This window comes from Enterococcus sp. FDAARGOS_553 (genome assembly GCF_003812305.1).
Lineage (GTDB): Bacteria > Bacillota > Bacilli > Lactobacillales > Enterococcaceae > Enterococcus_D > Enterococcus_D gallinarum.
The window spans coordinates 1,181,557-1,197,550 of the sequence record NZ_CP033740.1 but is presented as its reverse complement, the minus strand read 5'-3'; the positions used below and the strand labels follow the sequence as shown (position 1 = coordinate 1,197,550).

20 protein-coding genes are annotated in these 15,994 nt (G+C 46.8%); all 20 read right to left on the bottom strand.

Features of this window, described 5'->3' with window-relative positions:
• Positions 1 to 144 precede the first annotated feature (144 nt).
• The 20 genes from EGX73_RS06175 to fliG all read right to left on the bottom strand — a co-directional run bounded on the left by EGX73_RS06175 (position 145) and on the right by fliG (position 15,984).
• Positions 145 to 855, bottom strand: a complete 711-nt coding sequence (locus tag EGX73_RS06175) for a cell division ATP-binding protein FtsE (protein ID WP_003129076.1) — start codon at positions 853 to 855, stop codon at positions 145 to 147.
• Between the two features lie 12 nt (positions 856 to 867).
• A complete protein-coding gene (locus EGX73_RS16390) occupies positions 868 to 1,650 on the bottom strand; it encodes a flagellar hook-basal body protein (protein ID WP_003129075.1) in 783 nt (260 codons plus the stop codon).
• A gap of 10 nt (positions 1,651 to 1,660) precedes the next feature.
• Complete coding sequence (locus tag EGX73_RS06165) at positions 1,661 to 2,362, bottom strand: flagellar hook-basal body protein (protein WP_123866823.1); 702 nt, start codon at positions 2,360 to 2,362, stop codon at positions 1,661 to 1,663.
• Positions 2,359 to 3,066, bottom strand: a complete 708-nt coding sequence (locus tag EGX73_RS06160; RefSeq protein ID WP_003129072.1) for a sigma-70 family RNA polymerase sigma factor — start codon at positions 3,064 to 3,066, stop codon at positions 2,359 to 2,361. The genes EGX73_RS06165 and EGX73_RS06160 overlap by 4 nt, the downstream gene beginning before the upstream one ends.
• A 30-nt stretch (positions 3,067 to 3,096) precedes the next feature.
• Positions 3,097 to 5,172: a flagellar biosynthesis protein FlhA gene (gene flhA, locus EGX73_RS06155; RefSeq protein ID WP_003129070.1), complete on the bottom strand. Its 2,076-nt coding sequence runs from the start codon at positions 5,170 to 5,172 to the stop codon at positions 3,097 to 3,099.
• 19 nt (positions 5,173 to 5,191) lie between these two features.
• On the bottom strand, positions 5,192 to 6,259 hold the full coding sequence (locus tag EGX73_RS06150) for a flagellar biosynthesis protein FlhB (RefSeq protein ID WP_003129069.1): 1,068 nt from the start codon (positions 6,257 to 6,259) through the stop codon (positions 5,192 to 5,194).
• A gap of 30 nt (positions 6,260 to 6,289) precedes the next feature.
• Positions 6,290 to 7,039, bottom strand: coding sequence for a flagellar biosynthetic protein FliR (fliR, locus tag EGX73_RS06145; protein WP_003129067.1), 750 nt, complete (start codon positions 7,037 to 7,039; stop codon positions 6,290 to 6,292).
• 12 nt (positions 7,040 to 7,051) lie between these two features.
• On the bottom strand, positions 7,052 to 7,315 hold the full coding sequence (fliQ, locus tag EGX73_RS06140; RefSeq protein WP_003129065.1) for a flagellar biosynthesis protein FliQ: 264 nt from the start codon (positions 7,313 to 7,315) through the stop codon (positions 7,052 to 7,054).
• A 25-nt stretch (positions 7,316 to 7,340) separates the two neighbouring features.
• Positions 7,341 to 8,105, bottom strand: a complete 765-nt coding sequence (gene fliP / locus EGX73_RS06135) for a flagellar type III secretion system pore protein FliP (protein ID WP_005232783.1) — start codon at positions 8,103 to 8,105, stop codon at positions 7,341 to 7,343.
• Positions 8,102 to 8,467, bottom strand: coding sequence for a flagellar biosynthetic protein FliO (locus EGX73_RS06130; RefSeq protein ID WP_003129061.1), 366 nt, complete (start codon positions 8,465 to 8,467; stop codon positions 8,102 to 8,104). The genes fliP and EGX73_RS06130 overlap by 4 nt, the downstream gene beginning before the upstream one ends.
• A gap of 14 nt (positions 8,468 to 8,481) precedes the next feature.
• Complete coding sequence (gene fliL, locus EGX73_RS06125) at positions 8,482 to 8,985, bottom strand: flagellar basal body-associated protein FliL (RefSeq protein WP_005472968.1); 504 nt, start codon at positions 8,983 to 8,985, stop codon at positions 8,482 to 8,484.
• Positions 8,986 to 8,996: 11 nt separating this feature from the next.
• Entirely contained in the window at positions 8,997 to 9,194 is a 198-nt protein-coding gene (locus tag EGX73_RS06120) for a flagellar FlbD family protein (RefSeq protein ID WP_003129058.1), read from the bottom strand.
• A gap of 35 nt (positions 9,195 to 9,229) precedes the next feature.
• Positions 9,230 to 10,126, bottom strand: a complete 897-nt coding sequence (locus tag EGX73_RS06115; protein ID WP_021148972.1) for a flagellar hook-basal body complex protein — start codon at positions 10,124 to 10,126, stop codon at positions 9,230 to 9,232.
• A gap of 78 nt (positions 10,127 to 10,204) precedes the next feature.
• Positions 10,205 to 10,567: a hypothetical protein gene (locus tag EGX73_RS06110; RefSeq protein WP_003129054.1), complete on the bottom strand. Its 363-nt coding sequence runs from the start codon at positions 10,565 to 10,567 to the stop codon at positions 10,205 to 10,207.
• A complete protein-coding gene (locus EGX73_RS06105) occupies positions 10,564 to 10,995 on the bottom strand; it encodes a flagellar hook capping FlgD N-terminal domain-containing protein (protein ID WP_003129052.1) in 432 nt (143 codons plus the stop codon). Before EGX73_RS06105 ends, EGX73_RS06110 begins: the two co-directional genes overlap by 4 nt.
• Positions 10,996 to 11,007: 12 nt before the next feature.
• Positions 11,008 to 12,381 (bottom strand): flagellar hook-length control protein FliK, encoded by a 1,374-nt coding sequence (locus EGX73_RS06100; RefSeq protein WP_003129050.1) that lies wholly within the window; start codon positions 12,379 to 12,381, stop codon positions 11,008 to 11,010.
• A 65-nt stretch (positions 12,382 to 12,446) separates the two neighbouring features.
• A complete protein-coding gene (fliJ, locus tag EGX73_RS06095) occupies positions 12,447 to 12,866 on the bottom strand; it encodes a flagellar export protein FliJ (RefSeq protein ID WP_003129048.1) in 420 nt (139 codons plus the stop codon).
• 22 nt (positions 12,867 to 12,888) lie between these two features.
• On the bottom strand, positions 12,889 to 14,241 hold the full coding sequence (gene fliI, locus EGX73_RS06090; protein ID WP_123866822.1) for a flagellar protein export ATPase FliI: 1,353 nt from the start codon (positions 14,239 to 14,241) through the stop codon (positions 12,889 to 12,891).
• Positions 14,238 to 14,996, bottom strand: a complete 759-nt coding sequence (locus tag EGX73_RS06085) for a hypothetical protein (RefSeq protein WP_005472971.1) — start codon at positions 14,994 to 14,996, stop codon at positions 14,238 to 14,240. The genes fliI and EGX73_RS06085 overlap by 4 nt, the downstream gene beginning before the upstream one ends.
• Positions 14,980 to 15,984 (bottom strand): flagellar motor switch protein FliG, encoded by a 1,005-nt coding sequence (gene fliG, locus EGX73_RS06080; RefSeq protein ID WP_003129042.1) that lies wholly within the window; start codon positions 15,982 to 15,984, stop codon positions 14,980 to 14,982. The genes EGX73_RS06085 and fliG overlap by 17 nt, the downstream gene beginning before the upstream one ends.
• Positions 15,985 to 15,994: the final 10 nt, after the last annotated feature.

Sequence of the window (15,994 nt, the reverse complement as noted above, 5' to 3'; positions counted from 1 at the left end):
TTTCTTATGCAAAATGATCAGTCGTGCTGTTTATCAAGATTCGCTCTTCACTTGATAATCGTTGGGTCACTCCTTCTTTATCCGATTATGAAAACAATCTTCTAGTTCTTTAATCGGATCTTTTGCTAGAAAAGTTAAGCATCTTCACCAGACATATGTATCTTTTGGATCAGCAAAGCGAGTATAGCCGCCTTGGTATTCATCACGAACCAAACGACCGTTTTGCAGCTCGACTACCCGATTACGGACCGTATTGACCATCGTACTGTCATGGGTCGCCAATAGGATCGTGGCACCGACTTGATTGATCCGCAAGAGCAGTTTCATAACTTCGACGGCTGATTTCGCATCCAGATTGGCGGTGGGCTCATCGGCAATCAAGACTGCTGGATCTGTGACGATCGCTCGCGCGATTGCTACTTTTTTGCGCTGTCCCACTGAAAGCTCTTCGGGATAATGATCCTTTTGAGGAAACATGCCAACCAGTTGCAGCGCTTTGGCGGTTTTTTCCTGGCGCAGCTTGCGGGGAGTGCCTAGTACTTGCAGCGCATAGTCGACGTTTTTGGCAACCGTCAGATAAGGAAGCAAAAGGTCTTCTTGTCCGACGATACCGACTTGTCGCCGAATCATATAGAGATGACGGTCTTTGAGTTGTTCCAACAAGACATTGCCGACTTGGATAGAACCGGCCGAAAGTTCTTCTTCTTTCAAGAGCAATTTGAATAACGTTGATTTGCCGGCACCGCTGGGACCCACCACATAGATAAATTCTCCTTGAGGGATCGCAACAGAAATATCGGCCAATGCCAACGTGCCATTGCTGAATTTTTTACTGACCTTGGTTAAGCGAATCATGTTCTTTCTCCTCTAATCTGTAAAACGATTGATCACGGACCACATCTCATCGGCTGTCTGCATGGCTTTCGTATTCAGTCCATACGCACGCTGGGTCGTTAACAAGTCTGTCATGGAAGTCGCTAGATCCACCGTCGACTGTACTAACTGTCCTTGCAAGACGCTGCCAAAGGCTGCCGGATTGGTTTGCGAAGTAAGCAACGCTTGATCACCGGCACTGTACAGTTGGTTGCCCACTGGCGTGATGTTTTCTGTATTCGTCGGCTGATAAAGGGTCAGCTGTCCCAACACTCGAGTCTGACCATTTTCTTCCGTCGTCAACTGACCGCTGGCATCTATTGCGATTTGCTGCGCATCCGGCCACTGAGGGGTCGGTACGTTTGTGGTCATTGCCACAGGGTACCCTTCACTATTGACTAATTGCTTGTTCTCACTTAAATGAAAATTGCCTGCTCGACTCAGCAGCAATTGACCGGTTTGGTCCCGAACCCCGAAAAAGCCATTGCCTTGGATTGCGAGATCTAATGGCTGAGCAGTGCCCGCCAGATTGCCTTGGGCAAAACTTGTGGTCGTGGTTGCCTTCGCCCCCATTGACGCACCATATTGGGCGGTGTTGCCATTAAACAGCGTTTCTTCTGCACCGATGGCATTTTCCATCAATGCTTGAAAGTGCGTCGTTTGTGCTTGGTAGCCATTGGTATTGACGTTGGCGATATTGTTGGCTGTCGTGTCTAAGTTTGTCTGCAAATGATTCAACCCAGAACGGCTGATTCCTAGTAATCCACTGATATTCATTGACTCATCCTCAAATCTTTCCTAATTCGTTGACCGCTTTTTGCAATGTCTGATTCGTTGAACTCAAGACTTTCTGATTGGCTTCAAATTCCCGAGAAGTCTGGATCATCGCCACCATTTCATCGGCAACGGATACATTGGCTTGTTCTAAGGCACCTTGCTGGATTACTGGTGCATTCACATTGGTTCCTGCTGCGTTGCTAGTCACGTAGTTTTGACCATCTGTAGTCAGTGCTTCTGGGGGAAATGATTGGATCTGAAAGTTCGCTGGTCCCAAGGCGCTGACTGCTTGTCCATTGGCACCCAAGACAAGATAGCCTTCTTGTGTTACGTATTGATTCTGCTGATTGACGGTAAAGTCGCCATTTCTCGTATACAACCGCTGACCCGCATTGTTTTGAACGACAAAGTAGCCTTCGGAAAGCAGTGCAAAATCGCTGGCGTGTCCCGTCTGTTTGACGGCGCCTTGGTCTTGGCTGATCGTACTACCTGCCAGTTGCGTCCCTAAAGACAACCCACCGATATCGCGGCGAGTATCCGCATTGGGCCCGCTTTGATAATTATGCAGCGCCACTTCATCTAGTGCCGACTGAAACAAGGCTTTTGCTTGATACCCTGTTGTATTGACATTGGCAATATTGCCGCTCGTCGTCTCTTGTCGCTTTTGTAATAATGAAATGTTCCGTGATAAGACATCCGATCCTCGAATCATGCCAGTTCCTCCTCAATCAATGTGCGCAATTTGGCAATCGTTTTGCCGTGAATTTGTGAGACCCGCGGAATTGAAATTTCTAAGATTTCAGCGATTTCTTTTAACGTCAGTTCTTCGGTATAGTACAGACTTAAAATTATTTGTTCCCGTTCCCCTAATTTTTTGATGCACGCAACCAAAGCGGTGCGTTTTTCTTCAGCGACTAAGGTATCTTCGACATTCTCGGCAGGATCCCGAACCATATCCTTTATCGTCATGCCTTCTTCTTGGTAAGCAAACAAGGTATCTTCCAAAGAGACGCTGGCTAAGTAGTGCAAACTCTCATAAATATCCGCTAGTTGACTTTGGTTGATTCCCAGCTGTTTGCAGATCTCAGTATCGGTCGCTTCTCTTTTGAGGCTTTGCTCCAACTCTTGCCGTGCTTGATAAAACTGATTGACTGCCGCCATTTTGTAACGGGAGATTTTGGCGTGCTTGCGTACTTCATCAATAATTGCCCCTTTGATGCGAATCACTGCATAGCTTTCAAAAGGAACTTTTTTTGAGGGATCGAATTTCCGCAAGGCATCCATCAGCCCAATCACCCCAATATTGTAGAGATCACCTGATTCATAATCGGCGGTTTTGATAGACAGGCGCTGAACCACCCGTTCCACTAGCGGCAGATACTTGATGATCTCCGCTTCTCGATCGACTTCATACATCGGCGATGCCCCTTCCTAAGAAAATTCTGCTTAAATGTCAATACTGCCCACCGTTTCGATCGCAATTTCATTGGGAATCTCATTTAGAGAAAGAACGGCGATATCTGGGAAATTAAAAACAATCATTTTTTTGAATGCTAACCGGATCTTAGGCGATGCCAGAATGACGAAATTGATATTTTGAGCAATCGCCGCATGTTGGATCCCACTGATGGAATCCAACAGCTTGGTCACGGTATCTGGTTTTAAGACCGGGTACGAGCCAGTTGCGGTTTTTTGGATACTTTGAGCGATGATTTCTTCTAGTTTCGGCTGGATCACCGCCACTTGCAGCTCGTGTCGTTCATTGGCATACTTGGCAGCGATCGTCCGTTTCAATGCTTGGCGGACATATTCTGTCAAAACTTCTACGTCTTTCGTGACAACGCCGTAATCGGCTAAGGTTTCTAAGATCGTTGCTAAGTCATTGATAGGAATTTGTTCATCCAATAAATTTTGTAAAACTTTTTGGACCTCGCCGAGCCGCAAAATATCGGGGATCAATTCATCGATCACGACATTGTACTGCTCTTTGATGCCCTCCAATAATTTCTTGACTTCTTGGCGACCTAACAGCTCTGGTGCATGGGCATAGATGATTTCTTTTAAGTGTGTTGCGATCACAGTCAAAGGCTCGATAATCGTAAACCCTTGCAGATCCGCCATCTCCTTATCGGATTCATCGATCCACATTGCATCCAGATGAAAGGCTGGTTCTTTTGTTGCGATTCCTTGAAAAGGAAACGGCTCTTCATTCGGGCTGATCACCATGACTTTGTTCGGGTAAATATCGCCGCGGCCGACTTCGTTGCCACGAATCTTGATCACGTAATCATTGGCATCCAAATAGAGGTTGTCGCGAATACGAACGGGACTGACTAAGATCCCTAATTCTCTGGCACTCTGTTTACGGATCGCCACAATGCGGTTCATTAAGCTGTTGTCGACCGAACTATCCACGATAGGGATTAGACCATAACCGATTTCCACTGAGATTGGTTCCACTTGGAAAGAAGCCACGGAATCATCTTCTTCCTGCGCTTCTTTTTTGCGTTCTAGTGCCAATTTTTGTTCCCATTGTTTTTGTTCCACTCGCTGCTTTTCTTCTTTTTGCGTAACCAGAAAGCTGGCTGCGAAAAGGCCTAAACCAATCAACACAAAAGGAACAAAAGGAAACCCGGGAACTAAGGCTAAGACGAAGAGAATCGCCCCCACGATCCGAAACAGTTGGGGATTACGCATCACATCTGCCGCAATATCCAAACCAAAGGAACTATCGTTATCGGAACGAGTCACGATTACCCCGGAAGCAATCGAAATCAGTAAAGAGGGAATCGAGCTGACCAAGCCATCCCCGATCGCCAGTTTCCCGAATTGGGCGAAGGCTTCCATGACGGTCATTTGTCCCCCCATGGAGAAAATGATCGCTCCGCCGACTAAATTGATGACAGTGATTAAGATCCCTGCGATCGCATCCCCTTTGACAAACTTGCTGGCACCATCCATCGAACCAAAGAAATCAGCTTCTCGCTGCAGATCTTTTCGTCGTTTGCGGGCATCCGCTTCCGTGATCAAACCAGCATTTAGGTCGGAATCGATCGCCATTTGCTTGCCGGGCATCGCATCCAATGTGAATCGAGCAGTCACTTCGGAGACACGCCCTGCACCATTGGTCACGACGACTAGCTGAACCACCATGATGATTACGAACAAAATGATCCCCACGATGTAATTGCTGCCGGCAACGACATTGGCGAAGGCATCGATCACGTGTCCGCCATTTCCTTGGGTCAAGATCAAACGAGTGGAAGATAGATTCAAGCCTAAACGAAACATCGTTGTGATCAGTAGCAAGGTTGGAAACGTAGTGAATTCCAACACTGATTTGGTAAACAGGGTGATCAGTAAAATGTTGATCGCGATCGTCAAATTGATAATGATCAGAATATCTAATAATGCACTCGGTAATGGAATAATAATCAAACCAATAATAGCTAGGACGATCACCGAGATTAAGATATCCGCCAGACCAATGCCTTTTTTCGGTTTTGAGGCAGCCTCATTCATTTTAGTTCCTCCTGTTTCCTTAAATCTTGCCGCGTTGGCTTTCTTCTAGCTGATAGACCAAAGCGATGATTTCAGCAATGGCTTCATACATTTCAACAGGGATGAGATCCCCGGGTTCTACTTGACGGTAAAGGGCCCGTGCTACTTCACGGTTTTCGATTTGTGGGATATTTTCTTTCAGTGCTTCTGCTTTCATCCGCTGCGCCAGCTGATCTGCCCCTTTGGCCAAGACCCGTGGCACCCCTTCACTGCTGGCATCGTAACGAATCGCAATGGCGAAATGGGTCGGATTGGTGATCAAAACCGTCGCTTCTTTGACGTTGGCGATGGCATTTTGGGTCATCGCACGGTATTTCGCTTTGCGCTGTGCTTTGACTTGCGGATCACCTTCCATTTGCTTGAACTCTTCTTTGACTTCCTGTTTGCTCATCATCAAGTTCTTGCGATGGCTATAGCGTTGGTAGCCGTAGTCGACTACGGCCAAAATGATCAAGAAAATCGAGATCTGTAAGAACAATTCTTTGGCCCGCAGCAGCATGAACAGGATCGTTTTTTCCAACCCCACTTCACTCAAACCCAGTAAAACAGGGACGGCGGCTAAAAATTGTTGATAGCACAAGTAGACGATCACGCCGAATTTTGCCAATGTTTTGCCTAAATTCATCAACGAGCGCAAACTGAATTGCTGCTTGATCCCGCTGATAGGGTTCAGCTTTTTAAAGTCTGGTTTGACGGCCTTTCCTGAAAACAACAGACCGACTTGGGCATAATTCGTAATAAGCCCGACTCCGAGCGCGACCAGAAAGACGGGCGCACACAACAAAAGCAGCAGCAAGATACTCTGCACCCCCAGTTTCGGCAGATCCGCCAAACTGGTTTGATAATCAGCCAGCTGCGCCAAACTTCGGGAAAAATAAGGCAAAAAAGAAGCGGCGAAAAACTGCCATAAAGACAGAGTCAAAAACGAGAAGACCAGTAGCGAAACAGCAGCTGCTAATTCCTGGGTCTTAGGTACCTCCCCGCGTTTGCGGGCATCCCGCAGCCGCTTGGCACTGGGTAGTTCGGTTTTGCCATCTTTTTCTGCCATCTTCTCACCTCCTGCTGGCTGCCTGTTACTTTATTGAAAAGACTTGATAAACTCCTGCAAGTAGCGGACCGTATCTGGCAAGTGTTTGCCTAAGTACGAAAGGACATTGGGTAATAGCAAGAGAAACACCACAAAACTGATGGCGGTTTTCATCGAAAGACTCATCATCAAAATATTGATCTGGGGAATCGACCGAGAAATCACACCTAGCACGAGGTCCACCAACAGCAGCGCAATGATCATTGGTGCTGCAAGATTGACTGCCATCACCATCATTTGGCTGAAAAGTTTGACGATGCCTTCAACCGTCGTGCCTTGGATCACCACAGAGCCTAAGGGCACGATCCGAAAAGACAACAGCAGTGCTGTAATCAGTCGATGATGCAGATCAAGTCCAAAAAACACAGCGATCGTCAGCCAATAGTACGTTTTGCCATACTGGGAAGAGGCGATTTGCAACGTCGGATCATAGGCTTGCGCCATCGAAAAACCCACTTGAAAGTCGATCAATTGGCCCGCAATTTCCACACCGGTAAAGACCAGCTGACTCAAATAGCCCATCGCCATCCCAAACAGTACTTCTTTGATGACGAAAACCGTCATCATAAAGAGGGAAAGCTCGGGAATCGCAGGTGCCGTCGGCAGACATAGGACCGTCAACGCCATGCCGATCACGATTTTTGCCAGTGACGGAAAATTTTGCTGTGAGAAGATCGGACAAAGGACGACAAACGCCAATATTCGACAAAAAATCAACACCGTCGCTTGAATCGGCGCCATCAGGTTTCCTCCTTACATTGCTGAAATCATCTTGAAGATCATTTTGGTAAAATTCAACAAGAGATTCAGCATAAAATTCCCGGCCAAAATCAAGGTCAAAAAAATCGCTAATAGTTTCGGCACAAAGCTCAACGTTTGTTCTTGGATTTGGGTAGTGGCTTGAAAAATACTGATCACCAATCCAACGAGCATGCCGACCAATAAGGCAGGGCCAGATATCGCTAAAATTCGAAGAAAGGCTTCCCTTAGCACATCAAGTACCATTTCTACTGTCATTTCCTCTTGGCTCCTTTCTTAGCGGCTATTGAAAACTCTTGATCAGCGACTCCACGATCAGATACCAGCCATCCACTAAAACAAATAGTAAGATCTTGAAGGGGAGTGAGATCATGATCGGCGACAGCATCATCATCCCCATCGACATCAAGATACTGGAGACGACCAGATCAATGATCAAAAAGGGGATAAAAATCAAAAAGCCAATACTGAAAGCCGTTCGTAATTCACTGATAATAAAAGCCGGTACCATAACGGTCAGAGGAACATCGTCAGAAGAATGATACTTTTCGGTCTCCCCATCAGCTTCCGCAAACAAGGCAATGTCTTTTTCCCGTGTCTGTACCATCATAAAGGCCTTGATTCGTTTTTCTGAGCGGTCAAAAGCTTCGGCTTGGCTGATCTCTTGTCGATCAAACGGTTCGATCGCTTGCTGGTAGACGTCGGTATACACAGGTTTCATAATAAAAAATGTCAAGAATAAGGCCAACCCGATCAATACTTGATTGGGCGGGTTTTGCTGTGTACCTAACGAACTGCGCACAAAGGACAAGACCATGATGATACGAGTAAAAGAGGTCATCATGATCAGCAAGACCGGTAAGAGGGAAAGCAGCGTCAGCAACAAGAAGGTATTGATCGTATCACTTGAGCCATTCCCATTCGACAATAAATTGTTGATGGTGGAGCTGACGTCTTCCGTGTCGAGCGCAAACGCCGTCTGCGGAAGCATCAAACTGCTGAAAAGGACCGCAGCCATGATCTTGATATCTCTGCCTTTGATCTTCATTTTTGCTTGCCTCGTTTTCCAGCAATTTCCGCCTTGGCTTTGTTGAGCCATTCAGAAAAATCTTTGCCAGCTTGCACTTGGGTGTTTTCTAGGCTTTGCTGTAAAAAAGCGGCCGTTTCTTCTGGCGTCAACTCTTTGATGATCTGATTTTGCTGTTCAGAAAAGCTCATGACATAACATTTGTCCATGATTTGGACGATCCCGATCGAAGACGACTTGCTGACGGCGATTTTTTGTAAAATACGCAACTGGTGATTGTGCTGGTTCGTGTAACGATTTAAATATTTCAAACTGATGTTGATCAAATAAAGAATAAGCAGCAAAAACCCAATCATTTTGACCAGCGATAAAAATGTTTCCATCAACACGCCTCTTTCTATTGGATCACTAAATCCGTCACATAAACATCCTTGGCGATTTCTGATCCGTATTCCTGATTAATTGTTTCTTTCAATGCTTTTTTTAAATTCGGTACACTTTCGGCGGAGCTCAAAATACCGCTGGCCTTTTGTTGGCGCAATAAGTTTACGACGCTGTCACGAATGACGGCCACATTTTTCGTAGCTTCCGCGCTTTTTTCCTCATCGGCGACTAAAATCGATAAATTGACCTTCATGTATTGCTGCTCTTGGTTGTCTTCTTTTGCCAGATTGACTAAAAATTCATCCAGTGCCACGATCGCTTCGTCTGAGGAGATTTTGCTGCTGTCTTTTGCTGTTTCAGCAGCTGCTGTTTTTTCCCCCGTCAAAAAGTGATTCGTCACTAAGGTACCGCCGATACTGCCGCCGACTACCACAATCAAAAGGATCGGCAGTAAAACAACCATACTCAAGCCTTTTTTCTCTTTTTCTGCTTTTGGTGCTTTTTCTTCTTTTGCCATCTTTCCCACCCTTACGTTTTCACTTGGTTCGAATGGATCACCATATGATACTCGATTACCCGCTGCGCAACTTCTTGCGCAGCTTCCGTCACCACTAAGGTTTTGCCGTCTGTCAGTGTAATCAATGTATCCGGCATTTCTTCGATCCGATAAATCAATGTTGGATTTAAATAGAATGGCTTGCCATTCAATGCTGTCACTAGAATCATGGTCAAACTCCTCTCAATGATGAAGCGTCACGTTCTTAACGTTTTAGATTCAATAATTCTTGCAGCATTTCATCAGAAGTCGTAATACTTCTTGAATTTGCTTGATAGGCACGGCTAGCAATGATCATTTCGGTAAATTCTGTCGAAAGATCGACATTCGACATTTCCAAGGCACCCGCCTGTAGCGTTCCTGCTCCGTTGTTGCCAGGGCCTGCGACGATTGGATTCCCTGAGTTGCTAGTTTGGACATAGTTGTTGCCGCCGACTTTTTCTAAGCCTTCTGGGTTATTAAAGGTTGCGACACCAACTTTCCCCATCACAAAGGTTTGATTGCCGTATTTTGCCAACACTAAGCCATTGGCATCGATTGCCATGGAGTTATAGGTCAAGGTTTCCCCATTGACGGTCAGTGTACTTGGAATTGATAAGGGAGATACCGTTTCTTGTCCGCTCAATGCTGTGTTTTCATCAAAGTTGTCATCATAGACAACCGGTTGACCGCCGGTGACTGAACGACCTAAGACTTGCATCCCATCACTATTGGTCAAGGTTCCGTTGCTGTCACGAACGAATGCGCCATCTCGTGTGTAATAGGTTTCGCCATTTGCTCCTGGTCCTTGTACCATAAAGTAGCCCTGTCCGCTGATATAAAAATCCATGCTGCGGCCAGTCGATTGCGGGGCACCGACTGTATTGATGGTATCGATGGAGCCCGTCTGAACCCCTAAACCGATCTGCGTTGCGTTGATTCCACCTAACCCGTTGCCTGGCGCAGTTGCGTTTGACATCGTTTGGCTCATCATGTCTTGGAAAAGTACACGACTTGACTTGAACCCAACCGTATTGACGTTGGCGATATTATTGGAAACCACGTCCATTTTCGTTTGAAGATTTTTCATTCCACTGACACCTGAATATAATGATCGTAACATGCTTGTTTTCCTCCTTATGGTTGGCGTATTTTCCTCTGTCATTCAGAAAATACTTGCAGCCCCTTTTCAGTCCAGCTGCTATTTGATAAATGTGGCGCTGTCAATATTGGTGACTGTGTGAAGTTCATTCATCCCCATCGCCGTAATGATGGTTCGTGAATGGACATCGGCGATCAAGCCCATATCTTTGTAAACGAGCAGTGATTCTTTGCTGCCTTTTTCCGCTAGCTCACTAAGCGCCGTTGAAAGGGATTGATAATCATCATCTTGTAAGGTCAATTCCCTTGCAGTCAAACGCTTTTGCGCATGATGCGAGACTTTGATGTCGTTTTGTTTTTGTTCAAGTATTGAAGAAAAGGCTTGTTTGTCCACGACTTTGCGGGGATTTTGATAAGGCTCCCCGGCAACTTTTTGCAGCCCCTGTTGAATCGTCAAACTCATTTTGCTTCGCCACCAATCTCTTGGATCGCACTCATACTGTATTCTTTGCCATTTACGACGATCGTGGCGTAGCCATTGGCAAAGCGGACCTTTTCGATGGTTCCTGACAATGTTTCTGTGCCGTCCATCAGGGTGACTTGTTTATTGATCAAGCTAAAAGCTTGCTGCTGTTGCTGTAAAATCACCGAGGTCGTCAACGTTTCGCTCAATTCATTCAAGCTCTCTAAGGTCGTAAATTGAACCAGTTGCGAGATATAGTCGGTGCTACCACCACCAGAAGAATCGCTGCCTCCCATCGATGGGTTGCTCATAGATGCTGCTAAGATCTTCAAAAAATCATCCATGGAGATATCTGAAGATTTTTTTGTTTGCGTTAATGCCGATGTATTGGCAATACCGGCCGCAGCTGCTGTAATTTCATCTGCCATAGTTCTCCTCCTTTACACTAAAATACTGATCGCATGATCGATCGGTGCTAATTGCTGCTCTTCTTCAGCCGTATTGCTTTGATGAAACGGCTTTTTGCTTTGTCCTTTTTGAGCCTGTAAAAAACGCTGTTGGCTTAACTGACTGTCACTTGCCATCATACTGCCGGCAAAGGATTGATTTGACAGCGGACCAGCCTGCTGGACAGAAGCTAACGTAGGTTCTTTGATCACTAGGATCGGCTGCTCTTGCTTTTGCAAAACTTGCTCTAGCTCATGCTTGATGGACAGCAATAATTCTTTGGCTTGCGGCTGCTGAACAGTCAGTTCTAAGCGACTGCCTTGGGCATTCGTTTCTAGAGAAAGCTGGATCGTGCCTAATTTCTCAGGAACGAATTGCAGCGTGATTTTTTTCTCGCTTGCCGTGCTGCTCGTTTGGACGAGTTGGGCAGCCGCTTTTGCTAAGGGTAGGACCGCTTGTTCCATGTTCGCTTTTGTTGGCGTGGGTCCTTGCTTGGTCAAAAGGGGAGAAACATCAAGCAGTTGCAGCGCTGGTGCCACCATTTCATTGTCAGTTGCTGTTGAAGAAGCAATGGCTTGTGCAGAAACAGCTTCCGCTTTTTTGGCGACTGTTTCATTCGTGCGTTGCAAGGTACTAGTCGTATCCGTCGCTTGGTGGGTCACTGGCGACGCTTGATCCAATGGTCCCCTTTGGCCCAATTGAGCGGTCCCTTCGGTGGACTGTTTCAGCTGTGCTTCTGTCGTCTCCGCAATCGCAGTTTTTGTTACTGAATCGATTTCCTTGATTTCCTTGAAAGGAGCGATCCCTTTTGCCGTGGACTGCTCTTCGCCTACTAAGTCTTCTGGCAAAGGCGTTTCAAGCGTTGTTGCTGCGGCTTCACTTCTGTCATTTGTCATCAAATCTAGACCTTCAAGCGTAGACTCGGAGGGGTTGATGACTGTGGTGGCTACGTCTATTGGTGCTAAAGCTGCTGAAACACTGTCGGGAGAAGCTGCTGTGCCGGCGCTCGTTTGGTTCTGCTCCGCCGTTACCATCGATGCCTGTGGCGCTTCATGAACCAAGTCTGCAAAAGGTGCCTGGCTGATCTGGCTCATTCCTGGCGCTTGTGTCGTTGCAAGCTGTTCGGGTGCTGAAGTGATTTCTGGCTCCTGCGGCAGATGTTCCATACTGCTGGCAACCCACATTTCTGGTGCAACGGCGTTTTGCTCCGTCATACCTGATGTTTCAAAGGGTGCTGACAGATTGCTTGCGGTCTGTTCCGGCAGCTGTTGCATCAGCAAACTGAAGGCTTCTGGTGACGCCTCCGTCTTTTTTGATTTGCTGCCGACAGGTACAGGGGATACGGCACTTGTTGTGATCTCTTTCATTGTTCACCTCCTCTCAGCTGATGCTTTGAAACCAAGGTCGTCTTATCACTAAAACCATTAGTTCTTTAAGAAAATAAGGCGCGATTGCCGAACTCATCCAATTGCTTTTGCTCTTCCAATTGCTCTTCATAGATGTATTCAGCAAATTGTTTTTCTCGCAGCTTTTCCACGATCTTGCGTTCCTGCTGCGCTTCTACCACCACCGATAACGACTCTGCCAATTCTTGCTTCACGTGAAACATTTTGTTCTGAACCTCATCGATGGTGGCATTCAACGCAAGCAAATAACGTTGCTGCACTTGCATCCGCCCAATGGTCATCTCATTGACATCAAAAAGCTGGGCTTTTTCCTGTGTCAGCGTATTCAGGCGCTGTTCTTGCTGAATCAATAGTTGTTGTTTTTGGGCGTAAGTTCGTTTGGCTTCTTGCTCAATAGTTTTTCGATGATCCAATACTTTTTCTAAGGAAAAGTGAAATGCTTGCATAGCTGCTCCTTTATGATCTCTTTTACATAGTTGAACGCTGGCGCTCGATCAGCGCTTCTTCACTGAACAAATGCGCCAGTTCAAAAATCGTTTGTTCAAATGGGATCCGCTCATCCACTTTTTGCTGTAAAAACCGTAGGATGGGGTGATGCAGCGCGATCGCTTGGTCGGTCAACGCATTACTGCCGCTTTTGTAGGCACCGATATCGATCAAATCCTTGGCTTCTGCATAAACGGCCATGTTTTCTTTTAGTTCCCCCGCATGTTTATGCTGCTTCGCAGAAACGAGGGTCTTCATCAAGCGGCTGAGGCTATTTTGAATATCGATGGCAGGATAATGATTTTGAGCGGCGATTTTTCGGGACAACAGAATATGTCCGTCAAGAATCCCCCGAACCGCATCAGCGATCGGTTCATTCATGTCATCACCTTCTACCAAGACGGTATAAAAAGCAGTGATCGAGCCTTTGTCCGACATCCCACTGCGTTCTAACAACTTCGGTAAAGCTGTAAACACAGAAGGGGTATAGCCTTTGGTCGTCGGCGGCTCGCCTGTCGATAGACCGATCTCCCGCTGTGCCATCGCAAAACGCGTCACCGAGTCCATCATCAATACGACTTTCTTGCCTTGATCGCGGTAATACTCAGCGATCGCCGTTGCTACATGAGCCCCTTTTAGTCGTACGAGGGGCGGCATATCGGAGGTAGCACAGACAACGACCGACTTGCGGTAGCCTTCTGGGCCTAGATCATTTTCAATAAATTCTTTGACTTCTCTTCCTCGCTCGCCGATCAAGCCGATCACGATGACATCGGCTTCGCAATAACGAGCCAGCATCCCCAATAAGGTACTCTTACCGACCCCGCTGCCGGCAAAAATGCCGATCCGTTGGCCAAGGCCAACAGTCAAGAGACCATCGATCGCCCGGACACCTGTCGGCATGATCTCAGCGATTTTTTGACGACGAAAGGGGTCAGGAGAATCTTGACTAACTGGATATTCTGGCGCACTTTCCAGATCCAGCGCCATATCTAACGGTCGTCCTAGTCCATCTAAGGTGTGCCCTAGCAGCGTATCATCGATTTTTACCGTCAATGATTTGCCAGTTGGCCGCACCAAACAGCCGGGTCCGATGCCTTCTAGCTGATCAAGGGGCATCAGGAGCACGGTTTTTTTCACAAAGCCCACGACTTCGGCTAAAGCTGTATGTGTCTTGTTTTGCAGTGCGACTTCACAGATTTCTCCTATGAAAACCGCCAGCCCTTCGACTTTGATCAGCAGACCTACGACTTCGCTGACTTTGCCGTAGGTGGTAAAAAACGGCTGTGATTGCGCCGTTTTGCGCATCTCTGTGATCGGTAATTCAAACGTCATTCCTTCACACTGCTTTCTAGAAATTGGCTCAAAAAGCGATCGATTTCTTTCCTCAGTTCAAAAACCACCAAGGCATTTTCAGTTTCGATACAAAAATCGTGTTCCGCCAAGCTGTCATCTGCCATGAGTAAATAGCGAAACCCGCTGATCGCCTGCTTTTTGGTTTCCATCAATTCTCGCAACGCTGCAAGATGCTGCTCTTGGCTGCGAACAGTCACAAATTGATCGGGTTGTTCAAATTGCCATAGCACAGACTCCACAAAAGGCAGGAAGCCTGCTTGCTCGTCTGTAAAACGTTGATTGATTAAGGCTTCGGCGATTGCCGTGCCGTAAGCGATCATTTCTTGCTTTTTTTCTGAGCGAAAGGTGTTGATCTCAGAAACGGCTTCAGCGACATTGGCTTGGGCTTGTGACATCAATGCTTGCGCGGCTTCTTTGCTGGCATTGAGTCCTTCTTGATAGCCTTGTTGAAAGCCGTCTGCTTGTCCTGCTTGAAAGCCTTCCGCTCTCGCTTCTGCTAGAATTTGCGCTGCTTGTGCTTGTGCATCGGTCAAAATCTGCTGCTTCAAGGCTTCCATTTGCTGCAAATGCCGTTCCTGCTCCAACTGGCGTGCACGTCTAGCCGCTTGCAGTTCTGGGTCTAAGCTTGCTTTCTCAATCGGCACTTTGATGGTCGTATCCGTCAAAATACTGCGAGCAGCTTCGGTCGTTTTGACCGCCTGCTGCTTCAATAAACTGCTATTTGACCACTGCATCTTGGTCGCCCCTTCCGATGTAGATCTCACCGGTTTCATCTAGCCGTCGAATCACAGCCACCACACTTTGTTGGGCTTCTTCTACAGCAGACAAGCGGGTAGGACCCATAAATTGAATTTCTTCTTGTAGATTTTCCACCGCCCGTGATGAGAGGTTGGAGAAAATAAAGTTCTTGATGTCATCGGTCGTGCCTTTAAGCGCTAAGACTAAGACATCGTTTTGAACATCTCGTAAGACTTTTTGAACATCCAAGCGTTCGAGGGTCACGATATCCTCGAAAGTAAACAAGCTGGATTTCACTTCGTTGGATAGTTCTGGTTGCCGCTTTTCTAAGTCGTTCAAAATGTTCTTTTCGGTGCTGCGGCTGACTGAGTTCAAGATTTCTACCAGTGTATGCACACCACCGACATTTTCCGTATCGTTCTCAATGTAATTCGAGAATTTGTTCTCGATCACTTTTTCGATCCGTTCGATCACCAAAGGCGACGTACTGGAGATCGTCCCGATCCGTTCAGCGATCTCCACTTGCAAATGATCAGGAAACTGCGACAAGACGCTGGCCGCTTTGTCCGGCTGCATGTAGCATAAAATCAACGCTACTGTTTGTGGATGTTCACCGATCAACAGATTGGTCAACTGTTGAACATCGGCTTTGCGAGCGATATTAAAGGGCCGTTCCCGCAGCTGAATCTGAGTCAATACGTCAATGACTTCTTTGGCTTTTTGAGGGCCTAATGCTTGGTTCAGCAAATTTTTGGCATAATCGATCCCGCCGTCTAAGACATATTTGCGGGCCGTTGCGGTATGAGAAAATTCCTCCAACACTTGATCCCGCTCTTCGGGACTGACAAAGTCGATGTTGGCGATCTCATAGCTCACTTTTTGTATAAATGATTCTGGCAGCAGCTTCATGATCTTTGCAGAGGTATCTGATCCTAGAGAGATCAGAAGAATCGCTGCTTTTTTTACCCCATCTATTGTATCCATGGCTGCCCCC

Excerpts from the sequence above, each read along its gene's own strand:
- EGX73_RS06175 (WP_003129076.1), bottom strand. The coding sequence starts at position 855 with ATGATTCGCTTAACCAAGGTCAGTAAAAAATTCAGCAATGGCACGTTG.
- EGX73_RS16390 (WP_003129075.1), bottom strand. The coding sequence starts at position 1,650 with ATGAATATCAGTGGATTACTAGGAATCAGCCGTTCTGGGTTGAATCAT.
- EGX73_RS06165 (WP_123866823.1), bottom strand. The coding sequence starts at position 2,362 with ATGATTCGAGGATCGGATGTCTTATCACGGAACATTTCATTATTACAA.
- EGX73_RS06160 (WP_003129072.1), bottom strand. The coding sequence starts at position 3,066 with ATGTATGAAGTCGATCGAGAAGCGGAGATCATCAAGTATCTGCCGCTA.
- flhA (WP_003129070.1), bottom strand. The coding sequence starts at position 5,172 with ATGAATGAGGCTGCCTCAAAACCGAAAAAAGGCATTGGTCTGGCGGAT.
- EGX73_RS06150 (WP_003129069.1), bottom strand. The coding sequence starts at position 6,259 with ATGGCAGAAAAAGATGGCAAAACCGAACTACCCAGTGCCAAGCGGCTG.
- fliR (WP_003129067.1), bottom strand. The coding sequence starts at position 7,039 with ATGGCGCCGATTCAAGCGACGGTGTTGATTTTTTGTCGAATATTGGCG.
- fliQ (WP_003129065.1), bottom strand. The coding sequence starts at position 7,315 with ATGACAGTAGAAATGGTACTTGATGTGCTAAGGGAAGCCTTTCTTCGA.
- fliP (WP_005232783.1), bottom strand. The coding sequence starts at position 8,105 with ATGAAGATCAAAGGCAGAGATATCAAGATCATGGCTGCGGTCCTTTTC.
- EGX73_RS06130 (WP_003129061.1), bottom strand. The coding sequence starts at position 8,467 with ATGGAAACATTTTTATCGCTGGTCAAAATGATTGGGTTTTTGCTGCTT.
- fliL (WP_005472968.1), bottom strand. The coding sequence starts at position 8,985 with ATGGCAAAAGAAGAAAAAGCACCAAAAGCAGAAAAAGAGAAAAAAGGC.
- EGX73_RS06120 (WP_003129058.1), bottom strand. The coding sequence starts at position 9,194 with ATGATTCTAGTGACAGCATTGAATGGCAAGCCATTCTATTTAAATCCA.
- EGX73_RS06115 (WP_021148972.1), bottom strand. The coding sequence starts at position 10,126 with ATGTTACGATCATTATATTCAGGTGTCAGTGGAATGAAAAATCTTCAA.
- EGX73_RS06110 (WP_003129054.1), bottom strand. The coding sequence starts at position 10,567 with ATGAGTTTGACGATTCAACAGGGGCTGCAAAAAGTTGCCGGGGAGCCT.
- EGX73_RS06105 (WP_003129052.1), bottom strand. The coding sequence starts at position 10,995 with ATGGCAGATGAAATTACAGCAGCTGCGGCCGGTATTGCCAATACATCG.
- EGX73_RS06100 (WP_003129050.1), bottom strand. The coding sequence starts at position 12,381 with ATGAAAGAGATCACAACAAGTGCCGTATCCCCTGTACCTGTCGGCAGC.
- fliJ (WP_003129048.1), bottom strand. The coding sequence starts at position 12,866 with ATGCAAGCATTTCACTTTTCCTTAGAAAAAGTATTGGATCATCGAAAA.
- fliI (WP_123866822.1), bottom strand. The coding sequence starts at position 14,241 with ATGACGTTTGAATTACCGATCACAGAGATGCGCAAAACGGCGCAATCA.
- EGX73_RS06085 (WP_005472971.1), bottom strand. The coding sequence starts at position 14,996 with ATGCAGTGGTCAAATAGCAGTTTATTGAAGCAGCAGGCGGTCAAAACG.
- fliG (WP_003129042.1), bottom strand. The coding sequence starts at position 15,984 with ATGGATACAATAGATGGGGTAAAAAAAGCAGCGATTCTTCTGATCTCT.